The 24,892-nt window shown below is 57.8% G+C and carries 20 protein-coding genes; 13 read left to right on the top strand and 7 right to left on the bottom strand.

The features are described from left to right. Positions 1-2: 2 nt before the first annotated feature. The 4 genes from KP702_RS03440 to KP702_RS03425 all read left to right on the top strand — a co-directional run bounded on the left by KP702_RS03440 (position 3) and on the right by KP702_RS03425 (position 6,145). Entirely contained in the window at positions 3-4,526 is a 4,524-nt protein-coding gene (locus tag KP702_RS03440) for an AAA family ATPase (protein ID WP_215768497.1), read from the top strand. Positions 4,527-4,638: 112 nt separating this feature from the next. Then, on the top strand, positions 4,639-5,325 hold the full coding sequence (locus KP702_RS03435; protein WP_215768496.1) for a metallophosphoesterase: 687 nt from the start codon (positions 4,639-4,641) through the stop codon (positions 5,323-5,325). Then, a complete protein-coding gene (locus KP702_RS03430; RefSeq protein ID WP_202206651.1) occupies positions 5,315-5,629 on the top strand; it encodes a chorismate mutase in 315 nt (104 codons plus the stop codon). Before KP702_RS03435 ends, KP702_RS03430 begins: the two co-directional genes overlap by 11 nt. After that, entirely contained in the window at positions 5,630-6,145 is a 516-nt protein-coding gene (locus KP702_RS03425; RefSeq protein WP_202206650.1) for a histidine phosphatase family protein, read from the top strand. It abuts the gene before it with no gap. Between the two features lie 19 nt (positions 6,146-6,164). On the opposite strand, the gene KP702_RS03420 is transcribed toward KP702_RS03425, so the two are convergent. Next, positions 6,165-7,910: a Hint domain-containing protein gene (locus KP702_RS03420; protein WP_252348498.1), complete on the bottom strand. Its 1,746-nt coding sequence runs from the start codon at positions 7,908-7,910 to the stop codon at positions 6,165-6,167. Positions 7,911-8,174: 264 nt separating this feature from the next. Between KP702_RS03420 and KP702_RS03415 the strand changes: the two genes are divergently transcribed. Beyond that, positions 8,175-9,476 carry a citrate synthase gene (locus KP702_RS03415; RefSeq protein WP_202206649.1) on the top strand — a complete coding sequence of 434 codons (1,302 nt, stop codon included), beginning with the start codon at positions 8,175-8,177 and terminating at the stop codon, positions 9,474-9,476. Positions 9,477-9,500: 24 nt separating this feature from the next. On the opposite strand, the gene KP702_RS03410 is transcribed toward KP702_RS03415, so the two are convergent. Next, positions 9,501-9,737 (bottom strand): hypothetical protein, encoded by a 237-nt coding sequence (locus KP702_RS03410; RefSeq protein ID WP_046899580.1) that lies wholly within the window; start codon positions 9,735-9,737, stop codon positions 9,501-9,503. A gap of 174 nt (positions 9,738-9,911) precedes the next feature. On the opposite strand from KP702_RS03410, the gene KP702_RS03405 reads away from it, so the two are divergent. Both KP702_RS03405 and murI read left to right on the top strand, forming a co-directional pair. Further along, a complete protein-coding gene (locus tag KP702_RS03405) occupies positions 9,912-10,658 on the top strand; it encodes an orotate phosphoribosyltransferase (protein WP_016737749.1) in 747 nt (248 codons plus the stop codon). Positions 10,659-10,663: 5 nt separating this feature from the next. Continuing rightward, positions 10,664-11,500 (top strand): glutamate racemase, encoded by an 837-nt coding sequence (murI, locus tag KP702_RS03400; RefSeq protein WP_202206648.1) that lies wholly within the window; start codon positions 10,664-10,666, stop codon positions 11,498-11,500. Between the two features lie 49 nt (positions 11,501-11,549). Here the strand turns inward: murI and KP702_RS03395 are convergent, their stop codons facing one another. Beyond that, positions 11,550-12,605, bottom strand: a complete 1,056-nt coding sequence (locus KP702_RS03395; RefSeq protein WP_086634068.1) for a polyprenyl synthetase family protein — start codon at positions 12,603-12,605, stop codon at positions 11,550-11,552. Between the two features lie 147 nt (positions 12,606-12,752). Between KP702_RS03395 and KP702_RS03390 the strand changes: the two genes are divergently transcribed. Beyond that, a complete protein-coding gene (locus KP702_RS03390) occupies positions 12,753-13,592 on the top strand; it encodes a tRNA1(Val) (adenine(37)-N6)-methyltransferase (protein WP_252348497.1) in 840 nt (279 codons plus the stop codon). Between the two features lie 18 nt (positions 13,593-13,610). Here the strand turns inward: KP702_RS03390 and KP702_RS03385 are convergent, their stop codons facing one another. After that, positions 13,611-14,636, bottom strand: coding sequence for a ribonucleotide-diphosphate reductase subunit beta (locus tag KP702_RS03385; RefSeq protein ID WP_046899852.1), 1,026 nt, complete (start codon positions 14,634-14,636; stop codon positions 13,611-13,613). 270 nt (positions 14,637-14,906) lie between these two features. Here KP702_RS03385 and KP702_RS16095 point away from each other — a divergent pair, with 270 nt between their 5' ends. Further along, on the top strand, positions 14,907-17,477 hold the full coding sequence (locus tag KP702_RS16095) for a YfhO family protein (RefSeq protein WP_252348496.1): 2,571 nt from the start codon (positions 14,907-14,909) through the stop codon (positions 17,475-17,477). A 68-nt stretch (positions 17,478-17,545) separates the two neighbouring features. Here KP702_RS16095 and KP702_RS03375 read toward each other — a convergent pair whose 3' ends face one another. Further along, the gene (locus KP702_RS03375) at positions 17,546-19,399 is read right to left on the bottom strand and encodes a ribonucleoside-diphosphate reductase subunit alpha (RefSeq protein ID WP_232309134.1); all 1,854 of its coding nucleotides are present in this window, start codon (positions 19,397-19,399) and stop codon (positions 17,546-17,548) included. 459 nt (positions 19,400-19,858) lie between these two features. Between KP702_RS03375 and KP702_RS03370 the strand changes: the two genes are divergently transcribed. After that, entirely contained in the window at positions 19,859-20,290 is a 432-nt protein-coding gene (locus KP702_RS03370) for an OsmC family protein (protein WP_086634066.1), read from the top strand. A 15-nt stretch (positions 20,291-20,305) separates the two neighbouring features. Here KP702_RS03370 and aroC read toward each other — a convergent pair whose 3' ends face one another. Continuing rightward, positions 20,306-21,388, bottom strand: coding sequence for a chorismate synthase (gene aroC / locus KP702_RS03365; protein WP_202206647.1), 1,083 nt, complete (start codon positions 21,386-21,388; stop codon positions 20,306-20,308). Between the two features lies 1 nt (position 21,389). Continuing rightward, on the bottom strand, positions 21,390-22,241 hold the full coding sequence (gene fabI, locus KP702_RS03360; RefSeq protein WP_034881234.1) for an enoyl-ACP reductase FabI: 852 nt from the start codon (positions 22,239-22,241) through the stop codon (positions 21,390-21,392). A gap of 290 nt (positions 22,242-22,531) precedes the next feature. Here fabI and pdxH point away from each other — a divergent pair, with 290 nt between their 5' ends. The 3 genes from pdxH to KP702_RS03345 all read left to right on the top strand — a co-directional run bounded on the left by pdxH (position 22,532) and on the right by KP702_RS03345 (position 24,847). Then, entirely contained in the window at positions 22,532-23,134 is a 603-nt protein-coding gene (gene pdxH / locus KP702_RS03355) for a pyridoxamine 5'-phosphate oxidase (RefSeq protein WP_202206646.1), read from the top strand. A 42-nt stretch (positions 23,135-23,176) separates the two neighbouring features. Further along, entirely contained in the window at positions 23,177-24,061 is an 885-nt protein-coding gene (locus KP702_RS03350) for a universal stress protein (RefSeq protein ID WP_046899585.1), read from the top strand. Between the two features lie 75 nt (positions 24,062-24,136). Continuing rightward, the gene (locus KP702_RS03345; protein ID WP_202206645.1) at positions 24,137-24,847 is read left to right on the top strand and encodes a polysaccharide lyase family 7 protein; all 711 of its coding nucleotides are present in this window, start codon (positions 24,137-24,139) and stop codon (positions 24,845-24,847) included. The last annotated feature ends 45 nt before the right edge of the window (positions 24,848-24,892 follow it).

Here is a 24,892-nt window from a genome sequence, read left to right as displayed (position 1 = left end):
CGATGTCAACTCACACCACGACGATCAGCCGCCTGACGATCGGCGGCTTCAAAAGCTTCGCCGATGAGGTGCGCGTTGACATCCTTCCGGGCCTGACGGGCATTATCGGCCCAAACGGCTGCGGCAAATCCAATGTCGTCGAAGGCCTGCGCTGGGCCATGGGTGAGACCTCCGCCCGCGCCCTCCGGGGCGGCGAGCTGGACGATCTGATCTTTGCCGGAACAGGCGCACGTTCCGCCCGGAACATTGCTCAGGTCACGCTTCATCTGACCGGCGCCAAGGGTCTTGCCCCTGCTCCGTTTCAGGATGCTGAAAACCTCGAAATCACGCGTCGTGCAGAGCGTGGCTCCGGCAGCGAATACCGCATCAACGGTCGCGTCATGCGTGCGCGTGACGTGCAGACGCTTTTTGCCGATTTGGCATCCGGTGCGCGCAGTTCCGCCATCGTCAGCCAGAACCGTGTCGGCCAGCTTATCGCGGCCAAGCCGGAAGAGCGTCGCCTTCTGCTGGAAGAGGCTGCTGGCATCACCGGCCTTCATGCCCGCCGTCATGATGCGGAACTGAAACTCCGCCAGACCGAGACCAACCTCTCCCGTGCGGAAGATCTGCGCCTTCAGATTGAAGAGCGGCTCGGCAGTCTCGAAGAGCAGACCGTTCAGGCCCGGAAATATCGTGAGCTCTCCGAGAAGTTGCGTGAAGCCGAGGTTCAGCTTCATGCGCTTCTCCATGCCCGCGCCAATCTTGCCGTACAGCGCAGCAAGGATGATCTGGCCAAGGCCCGTGAAGCTCTGCGCAAAGCTGAACAGGAAGCCGAGCACGCGACCATTGCGGAGTTCGAAGCTCGCAAAGCCACCCCACAGGCCAGAGAAGAAACAGACCGTCTTCGCAGCGCTCTTGAACGACTAAAAGTCCAGTCTGAAACGGCACGAGTGGACGTCACACGTGCGCGGGAAGCAGAGGCCGAAGCACTGGCACGCTTCCAGCAAGCGGAGGCAGATTTTGCCCGAAGCACGGAACGGCTCTCGCAGGATCGAGCCGCTCAGGTGGCCGCTCTTGCAGATCTGGAAGCGCAGGAAAAGGAACGCGCCCAACTTCCTGAACAGCGCGCTCAAGCCACCGAAGAGCAGAACCGGCTCGCAGCACTTGAGCGAACGCAGGCAGCGTCTCTGGAAGAAGCAGTCCGTCTGCGGGACGCAGAAGCGATCCGCCGCGATGGGCTGAAAAGCGCTCTGGATGCTCTGACAACGCGACTTGATGCCGAAACAGGCGCTCTTCAGGCGCTTGAAGCAGAACTGACTGCGCTGGAGAAAGATCGGCCGGACGATGATGCTCTGGAGAGCCTGCGCCAACAGGTTGACGTCGCCATCAGTGAATCTGAGGACGCCAGACAGATCGAAGCTGCGGCTCTTGCCACGCTTCAGGATGCGCGTCTGGCAATGGAATTGCAGAGCCGCACCCTCGAAGACGGACGGCAACGCCTGACTGTTTTGGAAAAGACCGAGGCGGATCTGAAGCGCCGGCTTCAGGCCGCGACAGACCGCCTGTCTCAGGACCGCACCGTTCATGCTCAGACGGCAGTCGCTCTACTGACGGATGCACAGCGCGGCGCGCTTCAGGCTCAGCGGGAAAAGACCCTGCAGGCATTTGAAGATATTTCTGCTCGGGAACGCGCGGCGCGTCAGGCTCTGGATGAGGCCAATGCGGCATGGCTTGAAGCCCGCGCGAAGGCCGAGGAAGGCGTTCAGCGCCATAAAGGCCTTCTCCGTGCGAAAGACAATGCCCAGCAGGTCGCCAGTCAGGCAGCCCAGCGTGCAGAAACGGCTCTTCGAGAGCGGGATACCGCCGCGAAAACTCTCGTACCGGACACTGACGTAGCCGTCCTTCGAGCAACCGTCACAGGTCTGGAAGAGAGACTGGATGCCCTTCAGCGCGCTCTTTCCGAAGCCGAAAAAGCTCTTTCTTCCGCGTCCGAAGCTGAGAGCTCTACCCGTGAGGCTCTGACCCGCACAGAAAGCACGATCCTGCGCCTTCGTTCGGAATGTGGAGGGCTGGAACAGACACTCGCCGCCGTCGCCGCGCAGCCAGACCCGTTAGAAGACAGGCTTGATATTCCTGCGGATCTGGCAAGGGCCGTCGCTGCGGCATTGGCGGATGGGCTCGATGCCTCGCTCGCGCCCACGACCGTCGCAGCCGACCGTCGGTGGCTTGCGCTCACGGCACTAGAGAACTCACAGATTGACTCCTGCCCGCCTCTCTCGTCTCTGGTTGCGGCGCCAGACGCTGTTAAACGCTGTCTGGACGCTGTTTTCCTGCTGGATGATCCCGGTAGAGGTGCCGCTCTTCAAACGCATCTCCAGCCCGGCCAGGCGCTTGTCTGCCGGAATGGCGCTCTGTGGAGATGGGACGGTTTCATTCGCTCGGGAGACGCGCCTGATGCCGGAGCCGCCCGTCTGGAGCAGAGACAACGTCTGACACAGGCCCGCGCCCTTCTCGCTGAGCAGGAAACGGGACTGCCGGCCGTACAGAGCGCTTTCCAAGAAGCCCAGCGCACTCGCGTCGAAACGGAACAGACCTTGCAACGTCTTCGGTCGGAACGTTCGGGGCTGGAGCCTGAACTGAGCAAGGCCCGCACGCAGCTCTCGTCAAGCGAACAGCAGGCTGCGCTGGCCAAAGGTCGATGGGACGAAGCAGAACGTCGTTTGTCAGACGCCGAGGCCGCTGCGAAAAGCGCACGCTCGGACGCTGACAAAGCAGCGGCCGATTATGATGCTCATCCTTCTCCGGCAGCTCTGACGGACACGGCTGAACAGGCGGCTCAGGTCGTGGCGGAAGCTCGAACAGCTCTCTCGGCACTGACGCGGGATCTCCAGACAGCCCGGACAGAGGCTGAACAGGCTGATCGTACTTTGGATCAGGCCGTTTTGCGCCATGAGACGGCGCAGACACGTCTTCAGGAACTGGAAGACGCTCTGACGCGGCTGGAGCGGGACATTGACGGTCTTCAGACTGAGCTTGAAACCGCAAGAACCACGACAGACCGGCCGGACCTTCCGGATCTGGAGCGCCGTGAAGCCGTAGCCCGTCAGCAGCATCAGGATGCCCGGCAGAAACTTGAAGCCGCGAGCAAGACCACGAGCGATCTCCGCCAGAAGACAGATCGCCTTTCTGCCGAATTGCAAACCCTGGACCAGTCCGCCACGGCAGCCCTCGCCCGGCGCACGGCACTTGCTCCACGTGCGGCGGAGCTCAAAGCGCTCGTCGAGAAGCTCACAAAGGACCATCAGGCGCAGGACGCTGCCATTGCAGAGCGTCCAGACCCGGCGCTTCTGGAACAAAACGTACTAGGTGGCACTGCGGAACTGCAAGAAACCCGGAAGGCGCTTCAGGCGGTTCAGGAGAGCCTGTCTCGTCTTGCGCTGGAAGATATGCGCCTGAACGGAAGCATCGCGGCGCTCAGAGGACGATTGTCCGACCTTGAGGGGCAGATTTCTCTGGCCGTTCAATCCCATGCGGAACTGAAAGAGCGCCGGAACACGCTGGAAAATGCGTGGAACAAAGCAGCCCATACTCCGGTTCGCCTCGAAGCCGCGCTGAAGCAACAGGATCTGGATCTTGAGAAGGCCCAGACAGCCTATGATGAGGCCCGCGCAAAGGACGAAGCCACCGATCAGGCTGGTCAGGCTGCGCAGGAACGTCGTCGGGATGCCGACCTAGCTCTGTCTTCGGCTCGTGAAGCCATTGCCCGGCTGACCGAACGCGCCGAACAGGCCGTGGCAGCACGTGAGCGTCTGTTGACGGAAAGCGACCCGCCAGAAGGGGGCGTTTATCCCTCTGATCTGTCCGAGCAGGCCGAAACGTTCACCCGCCGCAGGCTCTCCCGCCTCACCCGTGAGCGGGACGATCTGGGAGCCGTCAATCTGCGGGCCGAGACAGAGTATCAGGACGCCAAGCAAACCGCCGAGACCATCGCCCGCGAGCATGAAGAACTGACGGCGGCCATCAATCGGCTGCGTGGCGGCATTGGGACCATCAATCGTGAAGGACGCGAGAGACTTCTGGCCGTCTTCACGGAAGTGGACCGGCATTTCCAGTCATTGTTCTCACGGATGTTCGGAGGCGGTCGCGCGCATCTGGGTATGGTCGGGAGTGATGACCCACTGGAAGCCGGTCTGGAAATCTTTGCCCAGCCGCCGGGGAAAAAGCTCTCTACCCTTTCCCTACTCTCTGGCGGGGAGCAGGCTTTGACCGCCCTTTCTCTTATATTCGCGACGTTCCGCTGTAACCCTGCGCCAATTTGCGTGCTGGATGAAGTGGATGCTCCGCTCGATGACGCCAACGTGGAACGCTTCTGTTCCCTGTTGGCCGATATGACCAAGGAAGCCGGTACGCGCTTCCTTGTCGTGACCCATCATCAGCTTACCATGGCCCACATGGACAGGCTTTATGGTGTTACGATGCAGGAACGTGGTGTAAGCCGGGTATTGTCGGTTGATCTAGGGCGTGCTGCCGCTCTTGTCGAAGGCTGAAGTCTTTTTTCTTCAATCGAAAATTGACGTTAAGGCGTTGAAGCCTTTTGATAGACAAAAAGCCTGAAAGATCGAACCGATTTTCCCCGAACCACCTCTCCCTGACCCGATCATGACGCGAATCCGCGAACACGGTCTTCGTGTGGTGGGAGACGTGCATGGTGATCTGAACGCGTTCCGTCACGCGACTGCGACTGAGCGCTTCGTCATCCAGCTGGGAGATCTGGTCGATCACGGCCCAGACAGTGCCGGCGTGATGGAGCTGATGCTTGATCTGCTGGAAACAGATCGCGGGCTTTTTATTCTCGGCAATCATGACCGCAAGCTGGGGCGGGCGCTGGAAGGTCGTCGCCTCAGGCGTGATCCGCCACTTGAAGAAACACTTCGGCAGTTTTCCCTGCCGGAATATGAAGGGCTTCAGCAGCGCACCTATGAGGCGATTGCTGCAGCCCCGACATGGCTGCGGCTCGGGCGGGCATTATTCGTGCATGGCGGGTTCCATACCGCCATGTTGTCCGAAGCGCCTGTTCCGGGTCTGGGCGAAATGTCTGCCCCCCTCTCTCGCGCCCTTTTTGGTGAAACCACCGGCCGCATGCAGCCGGACGGATATCCCGAACGCCGCCTCACCTGGATCAACCGCATTCCGGACGGAATGACGGTCTATGTCGGCCATGACCGCCGCTCGACTGACGGACGCCCCTGGCGCCGGACGGGGCGTCTTGGCGGCACGGCTGTCTTCACGGATCTGGGCGCAGGAAAAGGTGGCCACCTTGCATGGATCGATATCAATGACTTCTGACAGCTCTTCCGCCCTCGCAGAACTTGAGCGCCTGCGTGCCAGCATCGACAATATCGACGCCGCCCTGATTCATATGCTGGCAGAGCGGTTCCGCTGCACCAAGGCTGTTGGCGAACTCAAGGCGCGTTCCAGCCTGCCCGCCGCGGACCCCAACCGTGAAGCCCGGCAGATCGAACGCCTGCGCCAGCTTGCGCGGGACGCACATCTGGACCCTGATTTTGCTGAAAAATTTCTGGCATTCGTTATCAGGGAGGTCATTAGACATCACGAAGCGATTGCCGCCCAAACCCACGGTACACGCTGAATGGCCGAACGCCTGCTCCTCGTCCTGCGGCACGCTGAAGCCGGCCCCCATCTTTATTCGGGAGCGGGTGATATCGAGCGGCCACTGACTGCGACGGGCCATCAACAGGCGGCAAGAATTGGTGCTCAGCTTGCAGGGCTGGAGCTACCTCATCCCTTTCAGGTGATTTGCAGTTCCGCCCGTCGAACACAGGAAACGGCAAAGGGCGTTCTTTCCGCTCTGCCTGATACGATTATTCCGCAGATTGAAGGCAACCTCTACGGAGCAGGTCTCGACACCCTTTACGGTTTCATTCACGCGACATCGGATGATATCCGGACGTTGCTCCTCATCGGGCACAATCCGGCCATAGGAACGTTGGCGCATGATCTTGCAGGAGCCGCTCTCAAGAATGACGCCTTTGCCGCACTGAGACACGGATATGCACCAGCAACCCTGACAGTCTTTCAGACAGCAGAAGACTGGGTCAATGTCCGACCTTCCACTGTTCAAGCCAGTCAGGTTCTTACGCCCTGACTGGCTTAATCAATTACATTCAGGCGCAGAGAAGAGTAAGGCGCCTTTCGGCAGGTTCAGGCTTTACATAAGGTCCAGCCTCAACCACCTCAATTTCGAGCACTCCGGCTTCCGTCGCTGAACGCAGCCCAAGTTCAAGGAGAGCACTGCCGTTCGTCCACCGCATGCCGGACGGATCTGCGGCATACCAACCGTCAGCTTGTTCAGGTTGCAGTAGCATAAGCTCGCGCATGCCCTGCCCATCCCAGAGACGGATTGCTCTCGTCAGAACACCAAGCACCCGCCTGTCATCCAGATAGGGGCCAACCGAATCACACAACCGAGATGCCTGTGACACCAGACGGACAGCACGCGCACCACTCGGTAGCGAAAACAGGAAGCGTCCTTCAATCTGCCGCATGGGAGCAATGCGCTGGCCTGCTTGCGTTTCAAGGTGCAAATCATGTGCACGCGTTGTTTGAACTGCGCACGCAACAGTGAGCCCAAGCTGTTCAGAGCGCTGAGCCAGACGGGCATGAACAGGCTCTACGACTGCCCGACCCGTCACCAGTGGCGCAGAAGCGTCATGCACCCAGCTTTTCGTAACAGTTGAGAAGTGAGTAATGCTCCCTGGCTGAGCAAAGCTGTTGCGATTTCCTGTGTCGAGATAGCTCTCTGTGTTCAGACCGTTTGCCACGATCACATCATGATGGGCTGTCTCAACATGGTAGTAGTCATAGGACGTAATGTCTGTTGCGTAAGCAATGCTGCCGCCATTTACGAGCATACGCACTGGAATGAACACGCCATCCAGATAGAGGCAATGCTCTGGCGTCAGAAGCAGATCCGTATGGGGGGTACCCTCGGCCACAGCACCTGCACAAATGCGGACGGGATATCCTGCCATATCAAGATGTGGCCCTTGGCGAACCTGCGCTTTCTTACTGCCAACCCAACTCAGACGCTCAACCTGCTCGGCACCATCCCGAATGACCACAACGTCATCTCCGGCACGCAGGTCTTCAACAGCGACCTCACCAGCCGGTGTCTGGATCAGGCTTCCTCCAAGAAAGCAGACCGGCCCAAGCGCAGCGATTGTTGAACCGTCATCATCTTTTGTCAGGGTTACACCATTGCTGCTGTAATCGCCCTGCATCCGTGTGGAATAAATGGTGTTTCCAGCAGATGTGACGTTCAGATAATAAGCGCCTCCACTGCTGACAAACGTCGCCGTCTCTCCGTCCGAATAGCTCAGTCCGTCCAGATCAATCCGTCCACCTGACAACAAAATCGTCTCACTCAGGGTGCCTCCGCTTTGCAGTGTCAGCACCGCACCTGAGGAAATGACTGTTGTATCGGCAATTGCTCCCGACGCGACATAGAACGAGGCTCCGCTGCGGACCTCAGCATGATCGACAATAGACCCTGGCAGAGCCGACAGAGCAGCGCCCGGGTTCAGCTGTGTATGGGTTAACTGGCCGCCTGAAGACGTAACCTGCATTCCGCCGCTGCTGACGGCTACATTATAGGCATGGCCGCCGTTCGTAATGGCCTGGAGCCCCCCGGACAGAACAGTCGTATTGTAGGATCTACCTGCGGAGCCGACTGTCAGGGTTCCACCATTACTGATGGTCAGAAAACGATCTTCTCCTTCGTCAGAAACAGCACCACCGCTCACAACGGTTACCCTTTGAATAGAGCCACCATTTTCAACGGTCAGAATGTTACCCTCTCCGCTGACGGTACCCCCGGAGATTGCCTGACCTGAAGAAACTATCTGAGACATGAAGATCCTGATTTTGACGGGAAAGGAAATCGCAGATTTTCTAAACCTGACGATGTGAAGAGCGCGGGTTGTAGCGGAAACGCATTCAAAAACACAATTTTATTAACAAAAACTTTAAGACGCGCGGTTTCACGCCAATTTTTAGGTTTCCCTGCTTTTTTTGAGGCCTTCGACGGCCCGACAGGTAGTGTCTCTGGACAGGGAAAACCCCTACACCCTAAACTTTGACTCTTCCCGTCACTCTGCCAGACAGGCGCTTGTTCCATGCACGATCCAAAGTCCGAAACTGCTACCCTTCATGCTGGCGGCGCTTCCATGCAAGCCCCTCTTCTGAAGGGCACCATGGGACCGGACGTCGCGGATCTGCGTGGAATCCAACAGCAGCTTGGTATATTTTCCTTTGATCCCGGCCTGACGGGAACGGCAACCTGCACCAGCAAGATCACATTCATTGACGGGGATGAGGGAACGCTTCTCCACCGTGGCTATCCCATTGAAGACCTGGCTCTCAATGCCAGCTTCACGGAAACTGCTTATCTGCTGCTTTACGGAGAGCTGCCGACAACGGCGCAATATCAGGCTTTTCAGGCTGATATGAACACCCACCGGCTGCTTAACGAGCAGATCCGGAATTTCTTCAACGGTTTCCGCCGCGACGCTCACCCGATGGCGATCCTGTGCGGCACCGTCGGCGCGCTATCAGCATTTTATCATGATGGTCTGGATATTTCACAGGCCGAAGACCGCGATCTCTCTGCCCGCCGCTTGATTGCCAAAGTGCCCACCATCGCCGCATGGGCTTATAAATACTCCATCGGAGAGCCCTTCATCTATCCGGATGAAGAGATGTCGTTCTCCGAGAATTTCCTGCACATGCTTTTCGCCAGACCAGGCAACCACTACCGGGTCAACCCGGTCCTGGCACGCGCCATGGATCGGATCCTGCTTCTACACGCCGATCATGAGCAGAACGCATCAACCACAACGGTTCGACTGGTTGGTTCTACCGGCGCCAATCCATACGCCTGCATCTCTGCCGGCATTGCTGCGCTCTGGGGGCCTGCCCATGGAGGGGCCAATGAAGCTGCCCTGAACATGCTTCAGTCCATCGGAACCCGTGAAGGCATCCCTGCCTTTCTGGAGCAGGTCAAAGACAAAAATTCCAGTGTTCGTCTGATGGGCTTTGGCCATCGCGTCTACAAGAGTTTCGATCCGCGCGCGAAAATCCTACAAGCGACGTGCCATGAAGTGATTTCCGAGCTTGGCCTGGAGCGCGATCCGCTGCTCGACCTTGCCAAGGAACTGGAAAGAGTGGCCACGGAAGACGATTATTTTGTCAGCCGTAAGCTCTACCCGAATGTGGATTTCTACTCAGGTCTGATCCTGAAAGCTCTCGGAATTCCGACAAGCATGTTCACTGTTCTATTCGCGGTTGCGCGGACAGTGGGGTGGGTCAGCCAATGGAAAGAAATGATTGAAGATCCGGCCGGGCGGATTACGCGCCCTCGCCAGCTTTATGTAGGGGAAACAAAGCGGGAGTTTGTTTCCATGAGTGACCGGGGCTGAAAGGCCCCTGTCACACAGGCTGGATTAGCAATCGCAGCCCGGAGTCTGGCCATCAGCCTTGCGGACAACGTGATGGTCGATCCATTCCGCAACAAGGCGGCGTGCTTCCGTGATGGAAGATTCAGGATGATGGATGCGGTAAAGCGTCGTGCATGCAGCAAAGGCCTGCATGTCCGGCTGACCGACCTCACGCAGTTCCTGATAGGCTGTGACAACAGCACGTTCGCATTTCCGGCCGATCCGGCTGGTTTCGATGCTCACTTTTGATCCTGCTTTAGAAGAGGAAAAACGGTCTTACTCCTTAGGGGGCAAGGCCTGACTGCGCAAGCATAGATTGGGTCTCCCTATAACAGCAACAAGTGCGTACGAATTTGGCACTACCCTTTGTGTCTTGTGGCCGGTAAACCACAGAAAACGACGTCAGTGGAGAGCAGCATGACACAACATGGAGAGAGCCCGATCGCGGGTCGCACCCAGTGGGACCGGGACGCAGCCCTGACCACCGCCCGCATCCTTCTGGAGATCAAGGCCGTCAACTTCCGTCCGGAAGAGCCTTACACCCTGACGTCAGGCTGGAAGTCCCCGGTCTATATCGACTGCCGCAAGATCATCTTCTTCCCACGCGCCCGGACCAAGATCATGGAACTGGCTGTCGAGAAGATCGGCCGCCACATCGGCTATGAAAGCATCGATGCTGTTGTCGGCGGCGAGACAGCAGGTATTCCGTTCGCTGCGTGGATCGCGGACCGCATGATGACGCCGATGGCGTATGTCCGCAAAAAGCCGAAGGGCTTTGGCCGTAATGCGCAGATCGAAGGTGATGTGCCCGATGGCATGCGCACCCTGCTGGTCGAAGACCTGACGACAGACGGCGCATCCAAGATCCGATTCGCCAATGCCCTGCGCGATGCAGGCGCCATCGTGAACCACACCTTCGTCGTATTCTTTTACGGTGTCTTCCCAGGCGCCCACAAAACGCTGGCAGACATGGACATCTCCCTGCACGCGCTGTGCACCTGGTGGGATGTTCTCGAAGCCTGTGCAGGCGGCGATTATTTCTCTGAAAAGGACAGTGCCGAGGTTCGTCGCTTCCTTGAAGATCCCTGTGGCTGGTCCCGCAAGCACGGCGGTGTTGGCAGCGCCGAAGAAGCGCTGGCGCTCAAGGCCAAAGCAGAAGGCTGACGTCCGTGGGCTCTCCTGCCCTTTTGTCCCGATGCCTTGTTTTTGACTCGGGCATCGGGGGGATGGGTGTCGTTCAGGCTCTGCGCGACATCCTCCCCTCCCTCACGATCGACTATCTGGCTGACACCGCGCTGTTTCCATATGGGGAACAACCTGATGATCGCCTGACCGGCCGCATCGTCAGCCTGCTCGAAGCAGCCTGCCGTGACGTCCAGCCAGATGTTCTGGTGATTGCCTGCAATACGGCGAGCACTATTGCACTGCCAGCACTCCGGGAACGTCTCTCCATCCCTGTTGTCGGATGCGTCCCCCCTATCCGCTGGGCTGGACGTGTTTCCACAACACGGACCGTTGGCCTGCTGTCTACGTCAGCAACAGCTCGGCGACCCTATGTACTGGAACTGCATCGAGAGTTTGCCTCGGATTGTCGTCTCATCACCCATGGTGCGCGTGGACTGGCTGATCTGGCCGAACGCGCCTTTCTGGGCGATGCCATTCCGGATGCAGACGTCGAACGCGAACTAACCTGCCTGTTCGAACAGCCTCATGGCAAGGACATCGATACCGTCGGGCTTGGCTGCACGCATTACACGTTCCTGATGCCAGCGTTTCAACGCCTTGCACGCCCCAATCTGAACTGGCTTGACCCGGCACCAGCCGTCGCCCGTCAGGTGCGGACTGTGCTTGAGACACTCGCCCCCATCGCAACAGACAAAGTCGCAGCACCGCCCCGGCTTTTTATGACAAGCGCACCATTCAATGCGCCGCGCCTGGAAGCCGCCGTAAGCCGTTTAGGTTTTTCGGAATGGTCTCTTTTCAGCCCGCTCGCACTGACGGCCTGAGAGCAAAGTCTACGCCAGCCCCAAAGGGGCCGACGCAGAACGGGGATTTTTAGCGCGCCCGGTTCACGGTGAACTGAACTGTCTCAATCAGAAGGCGACGCAGTTCGCTATCCGGGAAAATAGACAGGGCTTCAACAGCTGCATCTGCATAAACCTGCGCCCGGGCGATCGTCGTATTGATCGCACCTGTTTTCGCAATCAGGTTCAGCGCGTGAGGCAGATCTTCCTCAGTCTGCTCGCCTTCCCCGATAACGCGCTCCCAAAACACACGCTCTTCCGGTGAGCCGGCCTCATAGGCAGCCAGGACTGGCAGAGTGATCTTGCCTTCCCGCATGTCATCACCGACCGTCTTGCCCAGAACCTGCTGGTCCGCGGCATAATCGAGAGCATCATCAACAAGCTGGAACGCCATACCAAGATTGGTGCCAAACTGCTCCAGAGCATCCTCTTCGGCATCCGGACGCTCGGCCACAACAGCACCGACGCGGCAGGCCGCCGCAAACAGTGCGGCCGTCTTGCCGTGAATGACTTCGAGATACCGCTCAACAGGCGTCGTGAGATCGTTTTGCACAACCATCTGAAGGACTTCGCCCTCAGCAATCGTTGCAGACGCATCTGACAGGATCGCCATGACCTTCAGGGAGCCGTCTGCCGTCATAAGCTGGAACGAACGGGCGAACAGGAAGTCCCCCACCAGAACGGACGCCTTGTTGCCAAACACGGCATTGGCTGAAGCCAGACCGCGACGCAGCGTGCTCTCGTCCACCACATCATCATGCAGCAGAGTTGCGGTGTGAATGAACTCCACGCAGGCTGCGAGCCCGACATGACGCTGATGATCAGGGCCTGGCTGATAACCACACAGCCGTGCTGAAGCGAGCGTCAGAAGGGGACGAAGGCGCTTGCCGCCAGCAGCCACCAGGTGAGCGCCAAGCTGCGGGATCAGGGGGACAGGGCTCTCCATCCGCGCGATAATGGCGCGGTTGCAAGCCAGCATGTCCTCTTCGAGATAGGCTGACAGCGCTGACAGTGCGCTTTCGCCACCTGTACCCTGAACCACAGCTTTATCAACGGTCACGGCAGCATCCGGTGCGGCAGAATCCAAGGGTCTTTACTCCAGTTCCTGCACACTATCCCAGGACTGCCCAGGACCGTGCAGGCACGATATGATGTGGCGTATCCCTGCTCGTTCTTCCTGTCTGGAAAAGCGACCAGGCCATATTAACGCCGGACGACAGGTTGGAATGACCATATGAGCGGCAGCAGGAAGGTGGTCAACCCATTGCAGCCCCCTAAGGCCCATCTGAAGAGCACTTCCCCCCTTTCTGAAAACGAAAGGGACGGAACATTGCTCAACGGACGACTCCATTACCGACAATTTCGGAAGGGCTATCGCACGGGACTTGAGCCTGTCCTGATGGCGGCAGCGGTTCCTGCACGAGCCGGAGAGACTGTTCTGGAAGCAGGATGCGGTGCAGGCGCAGGCTTGCTATGCCTTGCAGCACGCGTTGCTGGCGCGAGCGGCATTGGGCTTGAAGCAGATGCGGACACAGTAAAACTGGCGGCTCACAATTTCCTGAACAACCCGTTTCCAGACTCGCGAACATCGCTTTCGGCTCTTCAGGCCGTGCTCCCGACGATCCCATCATCCTTGCGAGCTCTGGCTCCGACAGCCAATGGTCGCTTCCATCACGTGATGGCCAATCCTCCGTGGCACAGCGCGCATGGTACGCCCTCCCCTGACGAACGACGGCGGCTGGCCCTCAGCACAGAAGACACCGACCCACAGGCGTGGATCCGCAGCCTTACCCGCTGGGTTCTGCCCGGTGGTACACTGACGTTTATCGTATCCGCAGCGATCACGGACAGAGCCTGCCAGACGCTTTTGGAAAACGGGGGCGGTTCACTCCAGCTCTACCCCTTCTGGCCCAAACAGGGGCGGGAAGCGAAGCTGGTGCTGATCCAGGCCATCCACGGCGGCAAAGGCATCTTTCGCCTGCGTCCGGGACTGGTTTTGCATAAAGAGGATGGCCGCTTTACCGATGCGGCCGAACGGGTTCTGCGACGGGGAGAGAGTCTGCCCGAAAGCTGACTCTTCTCTATCCCCAGATTATTCGAAGACGCTGCCTTCGAAGGCTTCTTCCCAGGTGCCGGACGTAGAGGCACGGGAGTATTCCGTAGAGCGGTTTTCGAAGAAGTTGGCGTGCTCAACAGCGTTCAGCATGTCATCAATCCACGGGAGCGGATTTTCTTCCTCACCATAAACCGGATCAAGACCAAGCTGCGTCAGACGACGATCCGCAATGAAGCGAATGTAACGCTTGACGTCTTCCGAGGACATTCCCTCAACCGGACCCATTTCAAAGGCCAGATCAATGAACGCGTCTTCATGCTCAACGGTCGTGCGGCAGATTTCCTTCAGTTCTTCACGGAAATCTTCCGTCCACAGCTCCGGATTTTCACGGATGAACGTGCGGAACAGACGGATCATGGACAGGCAGTGCAGCGTTTCATCACGCACCGACCAGGAGACGATCTGTCCCATGCCCTTGAGCTTGTTGAAGCGCGGGAAGTTCAGCAGGATCGCGAACGATGCGAAAAGCTGAAGCCCTTCCATGAAGGCGCCAAATGCCGCCATGGTCTTCGCAATTTCACGCTTATTGTCGATGTTAAACGACTGCATGAAATCGTATTTGTCCTTCATCTCCTTGTACTTCAGGAAGGCCGAATACTCCGTTTCTGGCATCCCGATGGTGTCGAGAAGATGGGAATAGGCCGCAATATGGATCGTCTCGATGTTCGAGAACGACGACAGCATCATCAGCACTTCGGTCGGCTTGAAGACCTGGCTGTAATATTTCATGTACGCGGAATTCACTTCCACGTCCGCCTGCGTGAAGAAGCGGAAAATCTGCGTCACGAGATGCTGCTCGGCTTCCGTCAACGTACGGTGCCAATCCTTCACGTCATCAGCCAGCGGCACTTCTTCCGGAAGCCAGTGAACGCGCTGCTGGGTCAACCAGGCGTCATAGGCCCACGGATAGCGAAACGGCTTGTACACCGGGTTCGCAGTCATCAGGTCATAATGCTGCTCGGTCGCTGGCGTTTCGCCAGCATTCGGGGTCGTGTTGCTCATGACCTTACTTTCCTCAAAGACACGTTTTCAATACGCCCGACCTGCCGGAAAGGCTCCAAGCGCACGAATACCGCTTTTTTCAATATCTTACCCAGGACACAGGGTTTCCTTTAAAGGGCGCTGAGGTGCGCAGCCAGTAAGGCCTGTAGGCGCCCCGCTGGCCCCAGCATAGCTTCGGATGCGATCATAGTCACGCTTCACAGAGCATTCTCTTGAAGCACTGGATGCCCCTAGTTATGCAAAGGACACAATCCTCCCGGCGGAGCCTCCATGCCCAAAAAAATGCGTCGCTTCTGGCCACGTTCTCACCTTCTCGCGCTGATCCTCCTGCCGATCTGCATCTATCTGCCGGAGTGGCTCGGATTACGCTCCAGCGACCCAATGATGACAACGTCACTGATGGTGCAGAACTCCGCCAGTGCGACGAAGGGACTAATCCCGGGACATCCAGGCTGGATCGACGGTTGCGCAGGCGTTTTCGTAGAAGCCCTCGGCCGACTTGTGGCGCACGACTGGGTGCATGGTGTCATTCCCTGGTGGAATCCCTACAGCGGTGTCGGCATGCCTTTGGCGGGCGAATATCAGCCTGCCGCATTTTTTCTACCATTCGTGCTATTTCTGGGGCTGCCGAATGGTCTCCTGATGATGAAGTGCACTCTGCAAATCATCGCGGGCCTGTCCACATATGCATTTTTGAAACAGCTGCGCCTCGATCCGCGTGCCGCGCTGATCGGTGGCCTGCTCTATGCTTTCAACGGCACCTATGCATGGGCGTCGGACGGCCCGTCTGAACCCCTCGCCTTTCTGCCCCTCGCTCTCTATGGCGTGGAACGTGCCCGAACCGGAAATTGGGGCTGGCTTGCCCTAAGCCTGACCTATCTCCTGCTCGCAGGCTTTCCCGAAACTGCCTTTCTTTTAGGACTGATCGCGCTAGGGCTTGCAGTTCTGCGCTTTTTCCAGACTGCTCCTGGCAGCAGATCCCGCTTTGCCCTTCACATCTGCCTTGGGGGACTCACGGCAGGTTTGATTGCCGCCCCACAACTCCTCGCTTTTCTGACATTCCTTCCCCATGCTGACATCGGTGTTCACGGCGGGATCAATGATGAGACCCTGCCGCATCAAGCATGGTCGATGCTGCTATTCCCCTACATCAACGGCCCCATATTCTACGGCTCCGAATTGGATGCATGGTATGCTCTAGGAGGCTATTGCGGGCTTACTCTCCCGTTTCTGGCTTTATGCGCCATCGGGGGCAACAACCAGCGAGGGCTGCGCTTCCTGCTGCTCGGCATTTTCCTTGCTGTCGTGGGAAAACAGGCCGGTGTTCCGGGGCTCACTCAACTCGTCGATCTGGTGCCAGGACTTGGCCACACCGTATTCTTTCGCCTTTGCGAACCCATGGTGGAAAGCTGCCTGATCCTTCTCGCAGTCTTCGCCCTGGATGACATGTTCCGTGGTGTGTGGCGCCGCAGAGCAATCATCCTGTCTGCTTGTGTGATGGGCGCCCTGATTGTCACGACCTATGCTCTGGATCATCAGTTCCTGACGAAACTTCGTTCCGTTTCCGAAGGACCAGTTTCCTCCCACATTTATGCGGTGGGATCGCTAGCTTTCGGCACCCTCTGCTTGGCTACTGTGGTTTTTCTTGCATGGAGCAGGAAACATCCGAAAATTATTGGAACGGTTCTCTGTTTTGAGACCCTTCTTTTGTTCGGATTTCCTCTTCTAAGCGCCTATCCGGAACAACCCCGCCCAGACCAACGCCTTATTACGGCACTACAGGGAGAAACCGGCCTACAGCGCTTCGTGACCATTGGACCGATTGAGCCAAATTATGGCGCTTATCTGCGGATCGCCTCTATCAATCACAATGCCATTCCCACGCCGAAAGCATGGATCGAGCGCCTGAAACAGGACTTCGGCTCAAAAGTCGACGCCGTAACCTTTAATGGCTCCTATCCTTTTGCTGAAAATGGGGATGCCTTTCTGGAAGCCTCTTTAGCCCGGCATCCTGATCTGTTCGCCAAACTCGGCGTATCAGCCCTGCTGGTTCCTCCAGGTCATGGCATGCCAAGCATCGCGCCCTACCCCCTAGAAAACCGCCAGCCAAACGGCTTTCCTCTGACGCCGAACTCGCCAGAGGTCACAATCAATATTTCATCATGGGAAAAGCCGGTTAGCCGCCTGGCAACGCTGCAATTGGGCACTTACGCCGGAAACTCGAACGGAATTCTGATTCTGTCCATTTGTTCCGACACGCAATGCGCAACGGGTCAGACACGGTTGAAAGAGGCAACAGACAACGGTCTGACGTCGATCGAACTGGATAGAATCATTCCAGCCGATGCCCACACCCTGACATTAAGCCTCAAAGAGGCCACCACAGACGTTATGATCTGGTCCACCGTGAAAGAGCGTGTGGGTTGGCCGCGCATCCGCTTTGAGACAGAGGCTGTGCGCGAAGCCATGATGCCCGTTCTGCATACGGGAACCGGAGACCTCATCCGACTGAAGAACGCTGCCCCCTATTTTGAGACTGAAGCAGCCTGCACCCTTACTCTGAAAGACCGGGAGACGCTTGCCGCAAACTGCCCGGCGCCGACTTATCTTATCCGTCGCGAAGTGATACTGCCGGGATGGACGGCCGAGGTAAATGGCACTTTCATCGTCCCGGAAGTGTGGGACGGGTTATTTGAACGTATCCCGCTTCCTGCAGGACCAACCCGGATCCACTTTCATTTTGCACCTCCCGGCGCAATATTCGGATGGATCGCTACAGCACTGGGCCTCATCCTGCTCTGGTTGGGTTTCCGTCGCGTTAGAGCGCCTGACACGCCGTGAGAACATAAAAAAAACCCGGTTCCCCAAACGAGGAGCCGGGCTTTTCAAACCGATACTACCAACCCGCCTTACTGACAGGCGAGGCACTCGTCGTAATCGCCACTGCTCATTTTGCCACGCGGGGCAGCCTGCACGGTAGCTTCGTACTTCTCATCGTCCAGAATGTCGCTCTTCACGGCCAGCGTGGAGACTGCATCGGCACGCTGTACCGACAGGGAACGACAGTAATACAGAGACTTCAGGCCTTTCTTCCAGGCCTGGAAGTGGATCTGATGCAGGTCGCGCTTATGCACATCCGCCGGCAGGAAAAGGTTGACCGACTGTGCCTGACAGATGAACGGCGCACGGTCGGCAGCATGTTCAACAACCCAGCGCTGATCCAGTTCGAAGGCCGTCTTAAAGACGTCTTTCTCATCCTGCGTCAGGAAGTCCAGATGCTGAACGGAGCCTTTGCTCAGGGTAATGTCAGACCACACCTTATCCGTATTCTGACCGCGCTCTTCGAGGATCGTGGTCAGATGGCGGTTACGGACCGAGAACGAGCCGGACAGGGTCTTCTGAAGGAAGACGTTGGCACTGATTGGCTCAATGCCTGGGCTGGCATTGCCCGTAATGATGGAAATGGACGCCGTCGGAGCAATTGCCAGCTTGTGCGAGAAACGCTCCATGAAGCCGTACTCTTCGGCATCCGGGCACGGACCACGTAGTTCCGCCAGCTTCTTTGAAGCCGCATCGGCCTGAGCGCGGATGTGCTGGAAGATCTTTTTGTTCCAGACCTTCGCCATCACGCTCTCGAACGGGATCATCCGGGCCTGAAGGAAGGAATGGTATCCCATCACGCCAAGACCGACAGAGCGCTCCCGGGCAGCGGCATACTTGGCACGCGCCATGTCGTCCGGGGCACGGTCAATGAAGTCCTGCAGAACGTTGTCGAGGAACAGCATGACGTCCTCAATGAACTGCGGATCATCCTTCCACTCGTCCCAGGTTTCCAGGTTCAGGGAAGACAGGCAGCAGACAGCCGTCCGGTTCTTGCCATGATGATCGATACCGGTCGGCAGCGTGATCTCGGCGCAGAGATTGGAGGTCTTGACCTCAAGACCGGCGAGTTTGTGATGTTCGGGGCGAGCGCGGTTCACATGATCCGAATAGATGACGTACGGCTCACCCTGCTCCATACGGGCCGTCAGGATGCGGATCCAAAGCCCACGAGCAGACACCTTGCGGATGATGCTGTGATCCTTCGGGGACAGCAGCGGCCATTCCTCGTCCGCCTCAACAGCGCGCATGAAGGCGTCTGTGATCAGAACGCCATGATGCAGGTTCAGGGCCTTACGGTTTGGGTCACCACCCGTTGGGCGGCGCATTTCCGTAAATTCTTCGATTTCAGGATGCCAGACCGGCAGATACACAGCCGCAGACCCACGACGCAGGGACCCCTGCGAGATAGCCAGTGTCAGGCTGTCCATCACGCGGATGAACGGAATGACGCCGGACGTCTTGCCGTTACGACCGATGTTCTCGCCAATCGAGCGCAGATTGCCCCAATAAGACCCGATGCCGCCGCCCTTGGATGCCAGCCAGACGTTTTCGTTCCAGAGGCCGACGATACCTTCCAGGCTATCTTCGGCTTCGTTCAGGAAGCAGGAAATCGGCAGGCCGCGGGACGTTCCACCGTTAGACAGAATCGGTGTAGCTGGCATGAACCAGTGGCGCGAAATGTAATCATAAATACGCTGGGCATGGCCCTGATCCGCCCCGTAATAGGACGCAACACGCGCAAACAGATCCTGATAATGCTCGCCTGGCAGAAGGTAGCGATTGTTCAGAGTCGCCTTGCCAAAATCCGTCAGAAGCGAATCACGCGAACGATCCACACGGACGGCATGATGACCCGGAAGCTGCACGACATCATCGAACATGTCTGGCGTTTCTTCCCCCTCCCCGACAGCACGCTCGCCAACAGGGTGGTCAACAGGCGGAAGCACGTCATGCGGGCGGCCGGCCGTATGTGGCGTGTCCATCGTCACGTCATGAAGTGTCATTGCGCTCTCCAAAATACTTCTATCGGCTGTCGGTGATTAGGCGCTTTCCTGCCCTCGAGGAGGGCAGGGTTGCAAGCAATCTCTTTGCATTTCAACCAAAGAGATTGCTTGCAAATTCAAATTACCTGTGAACCTCACGGACACTATATCTGGGGGAAATCTTCTTTTCGGGCCCCAGATATAGGGCCAATCGCAGAAAACCGCCATAGGTTCCCATTCATCCCCAAGGGCTTTTCCTGAGTGGCATCACAACCACACCACACGGTTTTTTCACGGCAACGTTTCCTGTCTGGTCACGTTGGAGACAGCATCCCCTCAACACGCGGAGAGCGTCTCATGACCATCAACAAGAAAGCTTCGGCCCACTGGAGCGGCACCATCAAGGAAGGCAAGGGCACCATCTCGACGCAGAGCGGCGCCCTTCAGGACCAGCCTTATGGTTTCAACACGCGATTCGAAGACAAGCCCGGCACCAACCCGGAAGAACTGCTCGGCGCGGCGCACGCAAGCTGCTTCACAATGGCGCTCTCTCTGATCCTTGGTGATGCTGGCTTTACGGCCGACTCCCTCGATACGGAGTCGACAATTTCCCTCGATAAGGTTGGCGATGGCTTTGCCGTCACGAAGGCCCATCTAACGCTTCGTGGCGTGGTGCCGAACGCGACTGAGGCCGACTTTCTCGATGCCGCCAACAAGGCGAAGATCGGCTGTCCGATGTCCAAGGTTCTCAACACGGAGATCACCCTGGACGCCAAGCTCGCCAGCTAAACCCGAAGGCTGGGATCAGTTGTCCCAACCGCACTGCGCGTGATTGCGCAGCAGATGGTCTGCCAGAACGCAGGCCATCATAGCTTCCGCCACGGGCACGGCACGGATACCGATACACGGATCGTGTCGTCCCTTGGTGCGAACCTCTACCGAATCCCCTGCACTGTTGATGCTGGGCACGGGTGTCAGGATCGAACTGGTTGGCTTGATGGCAAAGCGAGCCACGATCGGTTGCCCCGTGGAGATGCCTCCCAGGATGCCACCCGCATGGTTCGACGCGAACTGTGGCCCCGGTGCGATCGGATCAGCGTTCTGCTCACCACGAAGAGCCGCTACAGCGAAACCGTCGCCGATCTCAACGCCCTTCACACCATTGATGCCCATTAGAGCGCCAGCAAGGTCTGCGTCCAGCTTGCCATAGACTGGCGCACCGAGGCCCGGCGGCAAGCCTTCCGCGACAACTTCAACAGTGGCCCCGATGGACGATCCATTTTTACGGACAGAGTCGAGTAGCTCTTCCCAAGGACCAACGCTCGCAGCATCCGGGCACCAGAGCGGGTTGCGCTCCACTTCGTCCCAGTCCCAGCGGGAGGGATCAATAGTCTGACCGCCGATCCCTGTCAGAGCTGCGCGAATCTTCAAGCCTTCCCCAACCAACGTTTTCAGCAGCACACGAGCGACAGCACCCGCTGCGACACGCATGGCCGTTTCACGAGCGGACGAGCGACCACCACCCCGATAATCACGGATGCCATATTTCAAATCATAAGCAATGTCCGCATGACCCGGACGATAGCTCTGGGCAATCTCACCATAATCTTTCGACCGCTGATCGGTGTTTTCGATCATCAGCGAAATAGGCGTGCCGGTCGTCTGGCCTTCAAACACCCCCGACAGGATCCGGACCTGATCCGGTTCCCGACGCTGGGTAGTGAAGCGGGACTGCCCCGGCCGACGGCGATCAAGCCAAGGCTGGATGTCCGCTTCGGACAGCTTCAGGCGGGGTGGACAGCCGTCTACGACACAGCCAATGGCCGGCCCGTGACTTTCACCCCAGGTGGTGACGCGAAAGAGTTGCCCGAAGCTATTGTCTGACATGTCAGTCCCCGGAGCTGACAGCTGCAATGTCCGGAGCTGCCGGGTTCTTCATGCCAACCGTGTGGTAGCCACAATCCACATGATGGATTTCACCCGTCACGCCGCTGGAGAGGTCGGAGAGCAGGTACATGCCTGAACCGCCAACGTCCTTCAGGGTCACGTTACGCTCCATCGGGGCGTTGAGCTGGTTCCAGCGCAGGATGTAGCGGAAGTCACTGATGCCGTTGGCTGCCAGCGTCATGATCGGTCCTGCGGAGATACCGTTCACGCGGATATCGTCACGGCCGAGATCAGCGGCCATGTAACGCACGGAGGCTTCAAGAGCCGCCTTGGCAACGCCCATGACGTTGTAGTGCGGCATGACGCGCTCGGCACCGAGATAGGTCATGCTCAGGAACGAACCACCAGCATTCATCATGGCAGACGCGCGACGGGCGACGGACACGAAGGAATAGCAGGAAATGTCCATGGCTTGGAGGAAAGCATCACGCGGCGTGTCGATATAACGGCCGCGCAGGTACTGCTTGTCAGCAAAAGCAATGGCGTGAAGCACGAAATCAATCTTGCCCCACTTCTTTTCGATCTCGTCGAACGTGGCGTCGATTGCGGCATCATCGCTGACATCACAGGGCAGGACCAGATCAGAGCCAACGCTTTCTGCCAGCGGACGAACGCGCTTGCCAAGAGCCTCACCCTGATAGGTGAAGGCCAGTTCCGCACCCTGTGCAGCACAGGCACTAGCGATTGCCCACGCGATGGAGTGCTTGTTGGCAACACCCATAATGACACCGCGCTTACCCTTCATGAGGGTGCCGGTCACTGGTGCCGGGATGTTGTCTTCTGTTTCAGACATTGTGGTTTCCTGAATCGCGTTGGCGTGTTAGCGCCGTGGTCGCACAAGAGATGCCAGCAAACAAGAGTAACACGACACTCAATGCCCCTTCGACGGCAGTTTCCAGCCGTAGTGTGGATTTCAGGCCCATGAGGCAGGTCAAGGCATTTGCTCTTCCTTTCTCTATATAGTGCACCCAACGTCATAATTCAGAACCGGAACCTGACAGGGTCTGTTCCGGGTCCCGGACGGAACCGCTATGGTTCTTAAATCGCCCTTTCGGGCCGGCCACGCTGCTTCAGGAGACTTCCATGTCCTCTCTGCCTCTCATCGATCTGACTGCTGATCCGTTCGCACTGTTCGCAGCATGGATGTCAGATGCTGAAGCGTCTGAGCCCAATGATCCCAACGCCATGGCCGTTGCGACATCAACGCCAGACGGTCGCCCTTCCGTCCGCATGCTTCTTCTCAAAGGGGCAGATGAACGCGGGTTTGTCTTCTATACCAACGTGGAGAGCCGCAAGGGTGGCGATCTGCTGGCCAATCCGCATGTCGCCCTGCTGTTCCACTGGAAGTCCCTGCGTCGGCAGATCCGGATCGAAGGACCGGTTACGCAGGTCAGTGACGAAGAAGCAGATGCTTATTTCGCCAGCCGGTCGCCCATGTCCCGGCTGGGGGCGATTGCATCTGACCAGTCACGCCCTCTGGATGAGCGCAGCACCTTTGAAGAGCGCCTGAAGGCCGCAGAAGAAAAATATGGCAATGGCCCTATTCCACGCCCGAACAACTGGACAGGTTTCCGCGTTGCTCCAGACGCCATAGAGTTCTGGCAGGACCGGCCTTTCCGCCTCCATGACCGAGCATTATGGACTCGTGATGGATCTGAATGGAACGTCACGCGTCTTTATCCGTAAAGATAGAGAACACCCTTTTCCCAAGGTGGGGAGCCTTACGTTATGCTTATCGAAATCAAGAACATCCTTCTCCCCCTCACCGGGGCCGACGATCTGGATTCAGTCATGTCGGTGGCCCTGGATTTTGCCCGTCGTTTTGATGCACACCTGTCTGCTGTCGTTGTCGGATCAGACCCGACCGAAGTTGCCACACTCGCTGGCGAAGGCATTTCTGCCGGAATGGTGACGGAAATGATTGATGCGGCGGCCACGGAAGCCCACCGCCGCGCTATCAGGATCCGACACAGCTTCGACAGCTTTGTGCATAATAACGGACTTCGCCGCGTCGAAGCCTCCAAGATCGGCATGTCGATTGGCGGCGGTGTCAGTGCCAGCCTCGAAGTACTGGACGGCACGGAACATGATGCTCTGACATGGCGCTCACGCCTGGCAGACATGACGCTCGTGCCCAATCTCATTTCAGCCACTGACCCGCGCGCATCAGAAACACTGCATGCCATTCTTTTTGACAGCGGGCGTCCTCTGGTCATTGCTCCGCCAATTGCTCCGAAAACAGTAGGCAGCCGCATTGCTATTGCCTGGAACGGAACACCCGAGTCTTCGCTTGCACTCCGCTGCATTCTGCCATGGGCGCATACCGCGGAAGGCGTTCAGGTTTTGACATGCCAGGAATATCAGCGTCGCGGCCCTACGGGCGACGATGTTGTCCGTTATCTGCGTCTGCATGGCATTTCCGCTACGACACGCGCCTGCGACCCCATCAATAAGGATGTCGGTGCCGGCCTGTTGAAGGGGGCTGAAGATTTTGGTGCCGATATGCTGAGCATGGGGGCCTACTCCCACTCCCGTCTTCGCCAGATGATTCTGGGGGGCGTGACCCGTCATATTCTTGAGAACATGAAACTCACGGTTCTCATGAGCCGCTAATCATGCGTCCTTTTCGGGAGTTCTGCGTTGAAACAGTCATCTGACGTCACAACCAGAACCCCGGAAGGACACATTATGATCTCCCGACTTGCTGGCCCAGCTTTTTGCCTGAGTGCTCTGATCGCCATGCCGGTGCATGCCATGGATGTACCGCAAGCGCCGGACATTTCGGCTTTTACACTTCAGGAGCCTGCCAAGCGTCTGGGCCTGCATCTTGTTCCGTCCACGACACTCGGCTCTGGCTACAACACAGCTTTTTACTCCCGCGATCAGCAGACAGGTGCCCTGACGCTCACGACTGACGGCCTCCAGCCAGTCATCCGTGGAAAGGTCGCTCCGGAGACGCTTTTGCGAGAAAATACCGCGTGGTATTTTCAGCAAACGAATTCTGACATGACGGCGACCGTGCACATTGATCAGCTTCCGCGAAATGGAAAAGTGGTCATCGGCCGCCTGGCAAGCACACAGCATCCAGTGGCGGAGCTAAGTGTTCAGGGCGACCGGGTCTTTGCACTCGTGGATAATGGCACATCCAAGCAGAGCGTTGTGGTCGGCACGGTTTATCCGCATCAGACCATTCGCTATGAAATTCACACGTCTCCGAATGGTCTGATGCGCATCATCGTCAACGGAACAGAAAATCACTTCTCATTGCCCTCTGCCGCGATAGCACAGGGTGTATGGTTTGAAGCCGTGGTCGGCGAACAGGGTTGGCATGCGCCAAGTCACGCCGATATGGCCCGGGTAACCTTCACCGGTCTTCAGGTTCATCACGAAGCAGCCTGACAGTCTGTCACAAAGTTTTGCGAGCGCCATCTGACCATGCTACCC

Origin of the sequence: Gluconobacter sp. P5B12 (assembly GCF_018812035.1) — a bacterium.
Classification (GTDB): domain Bacteria; phylum Pseudomonadota; class Alphaproteobacteria; order Acetobacterales; family Acetobacteraceae; genus Gluconobacter.
Note: the sequence above shows the minus strand (reverse complement) of the source record. Positions and strands in the feature narration are given on the sequence as shown.

Coding starts and splice junctions, on each gene's coding strand:
- KP702_RS03425 (WP_202206650.1), top strand. CDS start 5,630: ATGGCCGAACGCCTGCTCCTCGTCCTGCGGCACGCTGAAGCCGGCCCC.
- KP702_RS03385 (WP_046899852.1), bottom strand. CDS start 14,636: ATGAGCAACACGACCCCGAATGCTGGCGAAACGCCAGCGACCGAGCAG.
- KP702_RS03420 (WP_252348498.1), bottom strand. CDS start 7,910: ATGTCTCAGATAGTTTCTTCAGGTCAGGCAATCTCCGGGGGTACCGTC.
- KP702_RS03430 (WP_202206651.1), top strand. CDS start 5,315: ATGACTTCTGACAGCTCTTCCGCCCTCGCAGAACTTGAGCGCCTGCGT.
- KP702_RS03415 (WP_202206649.1), top strand. CDS start 8,175: ATGCACGATCCAAAGTCCGAAACTGCTACCCTTCATGCTGGCGGCGCT.
- aroC (WP_202206647.1), bottom strand. CDS start 21,388: ATGTCAGACAATAGCTTCGGGCAACTCTTTCGCGTCACCACCTGGGGT.
- pdxH (WP_202206646.1), top strand. CDS start 22,532: ATGTCCTCTCTGCCTCTCATCGATCTGACTGCTGATCCGTTCGCACTG.
- KP702_RS03405 (WP_016737749.1), top strand. CDS start 9,912: ATGACACAACATGGAGAGAGCCCGATCGCGGGTCGCACCCAGTGGGAC.
- KP702_RS03345 (WP_202206645.1), top strand. CDS start 24,137: ATGATCTCCCGACTTGCTGGCCCAGCTTTTTGCCTGAGTGCTCTGATC.
- KP702_RS03390 (WP_252348497.1), top strand. CDS start 12,753: ATGAGCGGCAGCAGGAAGGTGGTCAACCCATTGCAGCCCCCTAAGGCC.
- KP702_RS03375 (WP_232309134.1), bottom strand. CDS start 19,399: ATGTTCGATGATGTCGTGCAGCTTCCGGGTCATCATGCCGTCCGTGTG.
- KP702_RS03435 (WP_215768496.1), top strand. CDS start 4,639: ATGACGCGAATCCGCGAACACGGTCTTCGTGTGGTGGGAGACGTGCAT.
- KP702_RS03370 (WP_086634066.1), top strand. CDS start 19,859: ATGACCATCAACAAGAAAGCTTCGGCCCACTGGAGCGGCACCATCAAG.
- KP702_RS16095 (WP_252348496.1), top strand. CDS start 14,907: ATGCCCAAAAAAATGCGTCGCTTCTGGCCACGTTCTCACCTTCTCGCG.
- KP702_RS03350 (WP_046899585.1), top strand. CDS start 23,177: ATGCTTATCGAAATCAAGAACATCCTTCTCCCCCTCACCGGGGCCGAC.
- fabI (WP_034881234.1), bottom strand. CDS start 22,241: ATGTCTGAAACAGAAGACAACATCCCGGCACCAGTGACCGGCACCCTC.
- KP702_RS03440 (WP_215768497.1), top strand. CDS start 3: ATGTCAACTCACACCACGACGATCAGCCGCCTGACGATCGGCGGCTTC.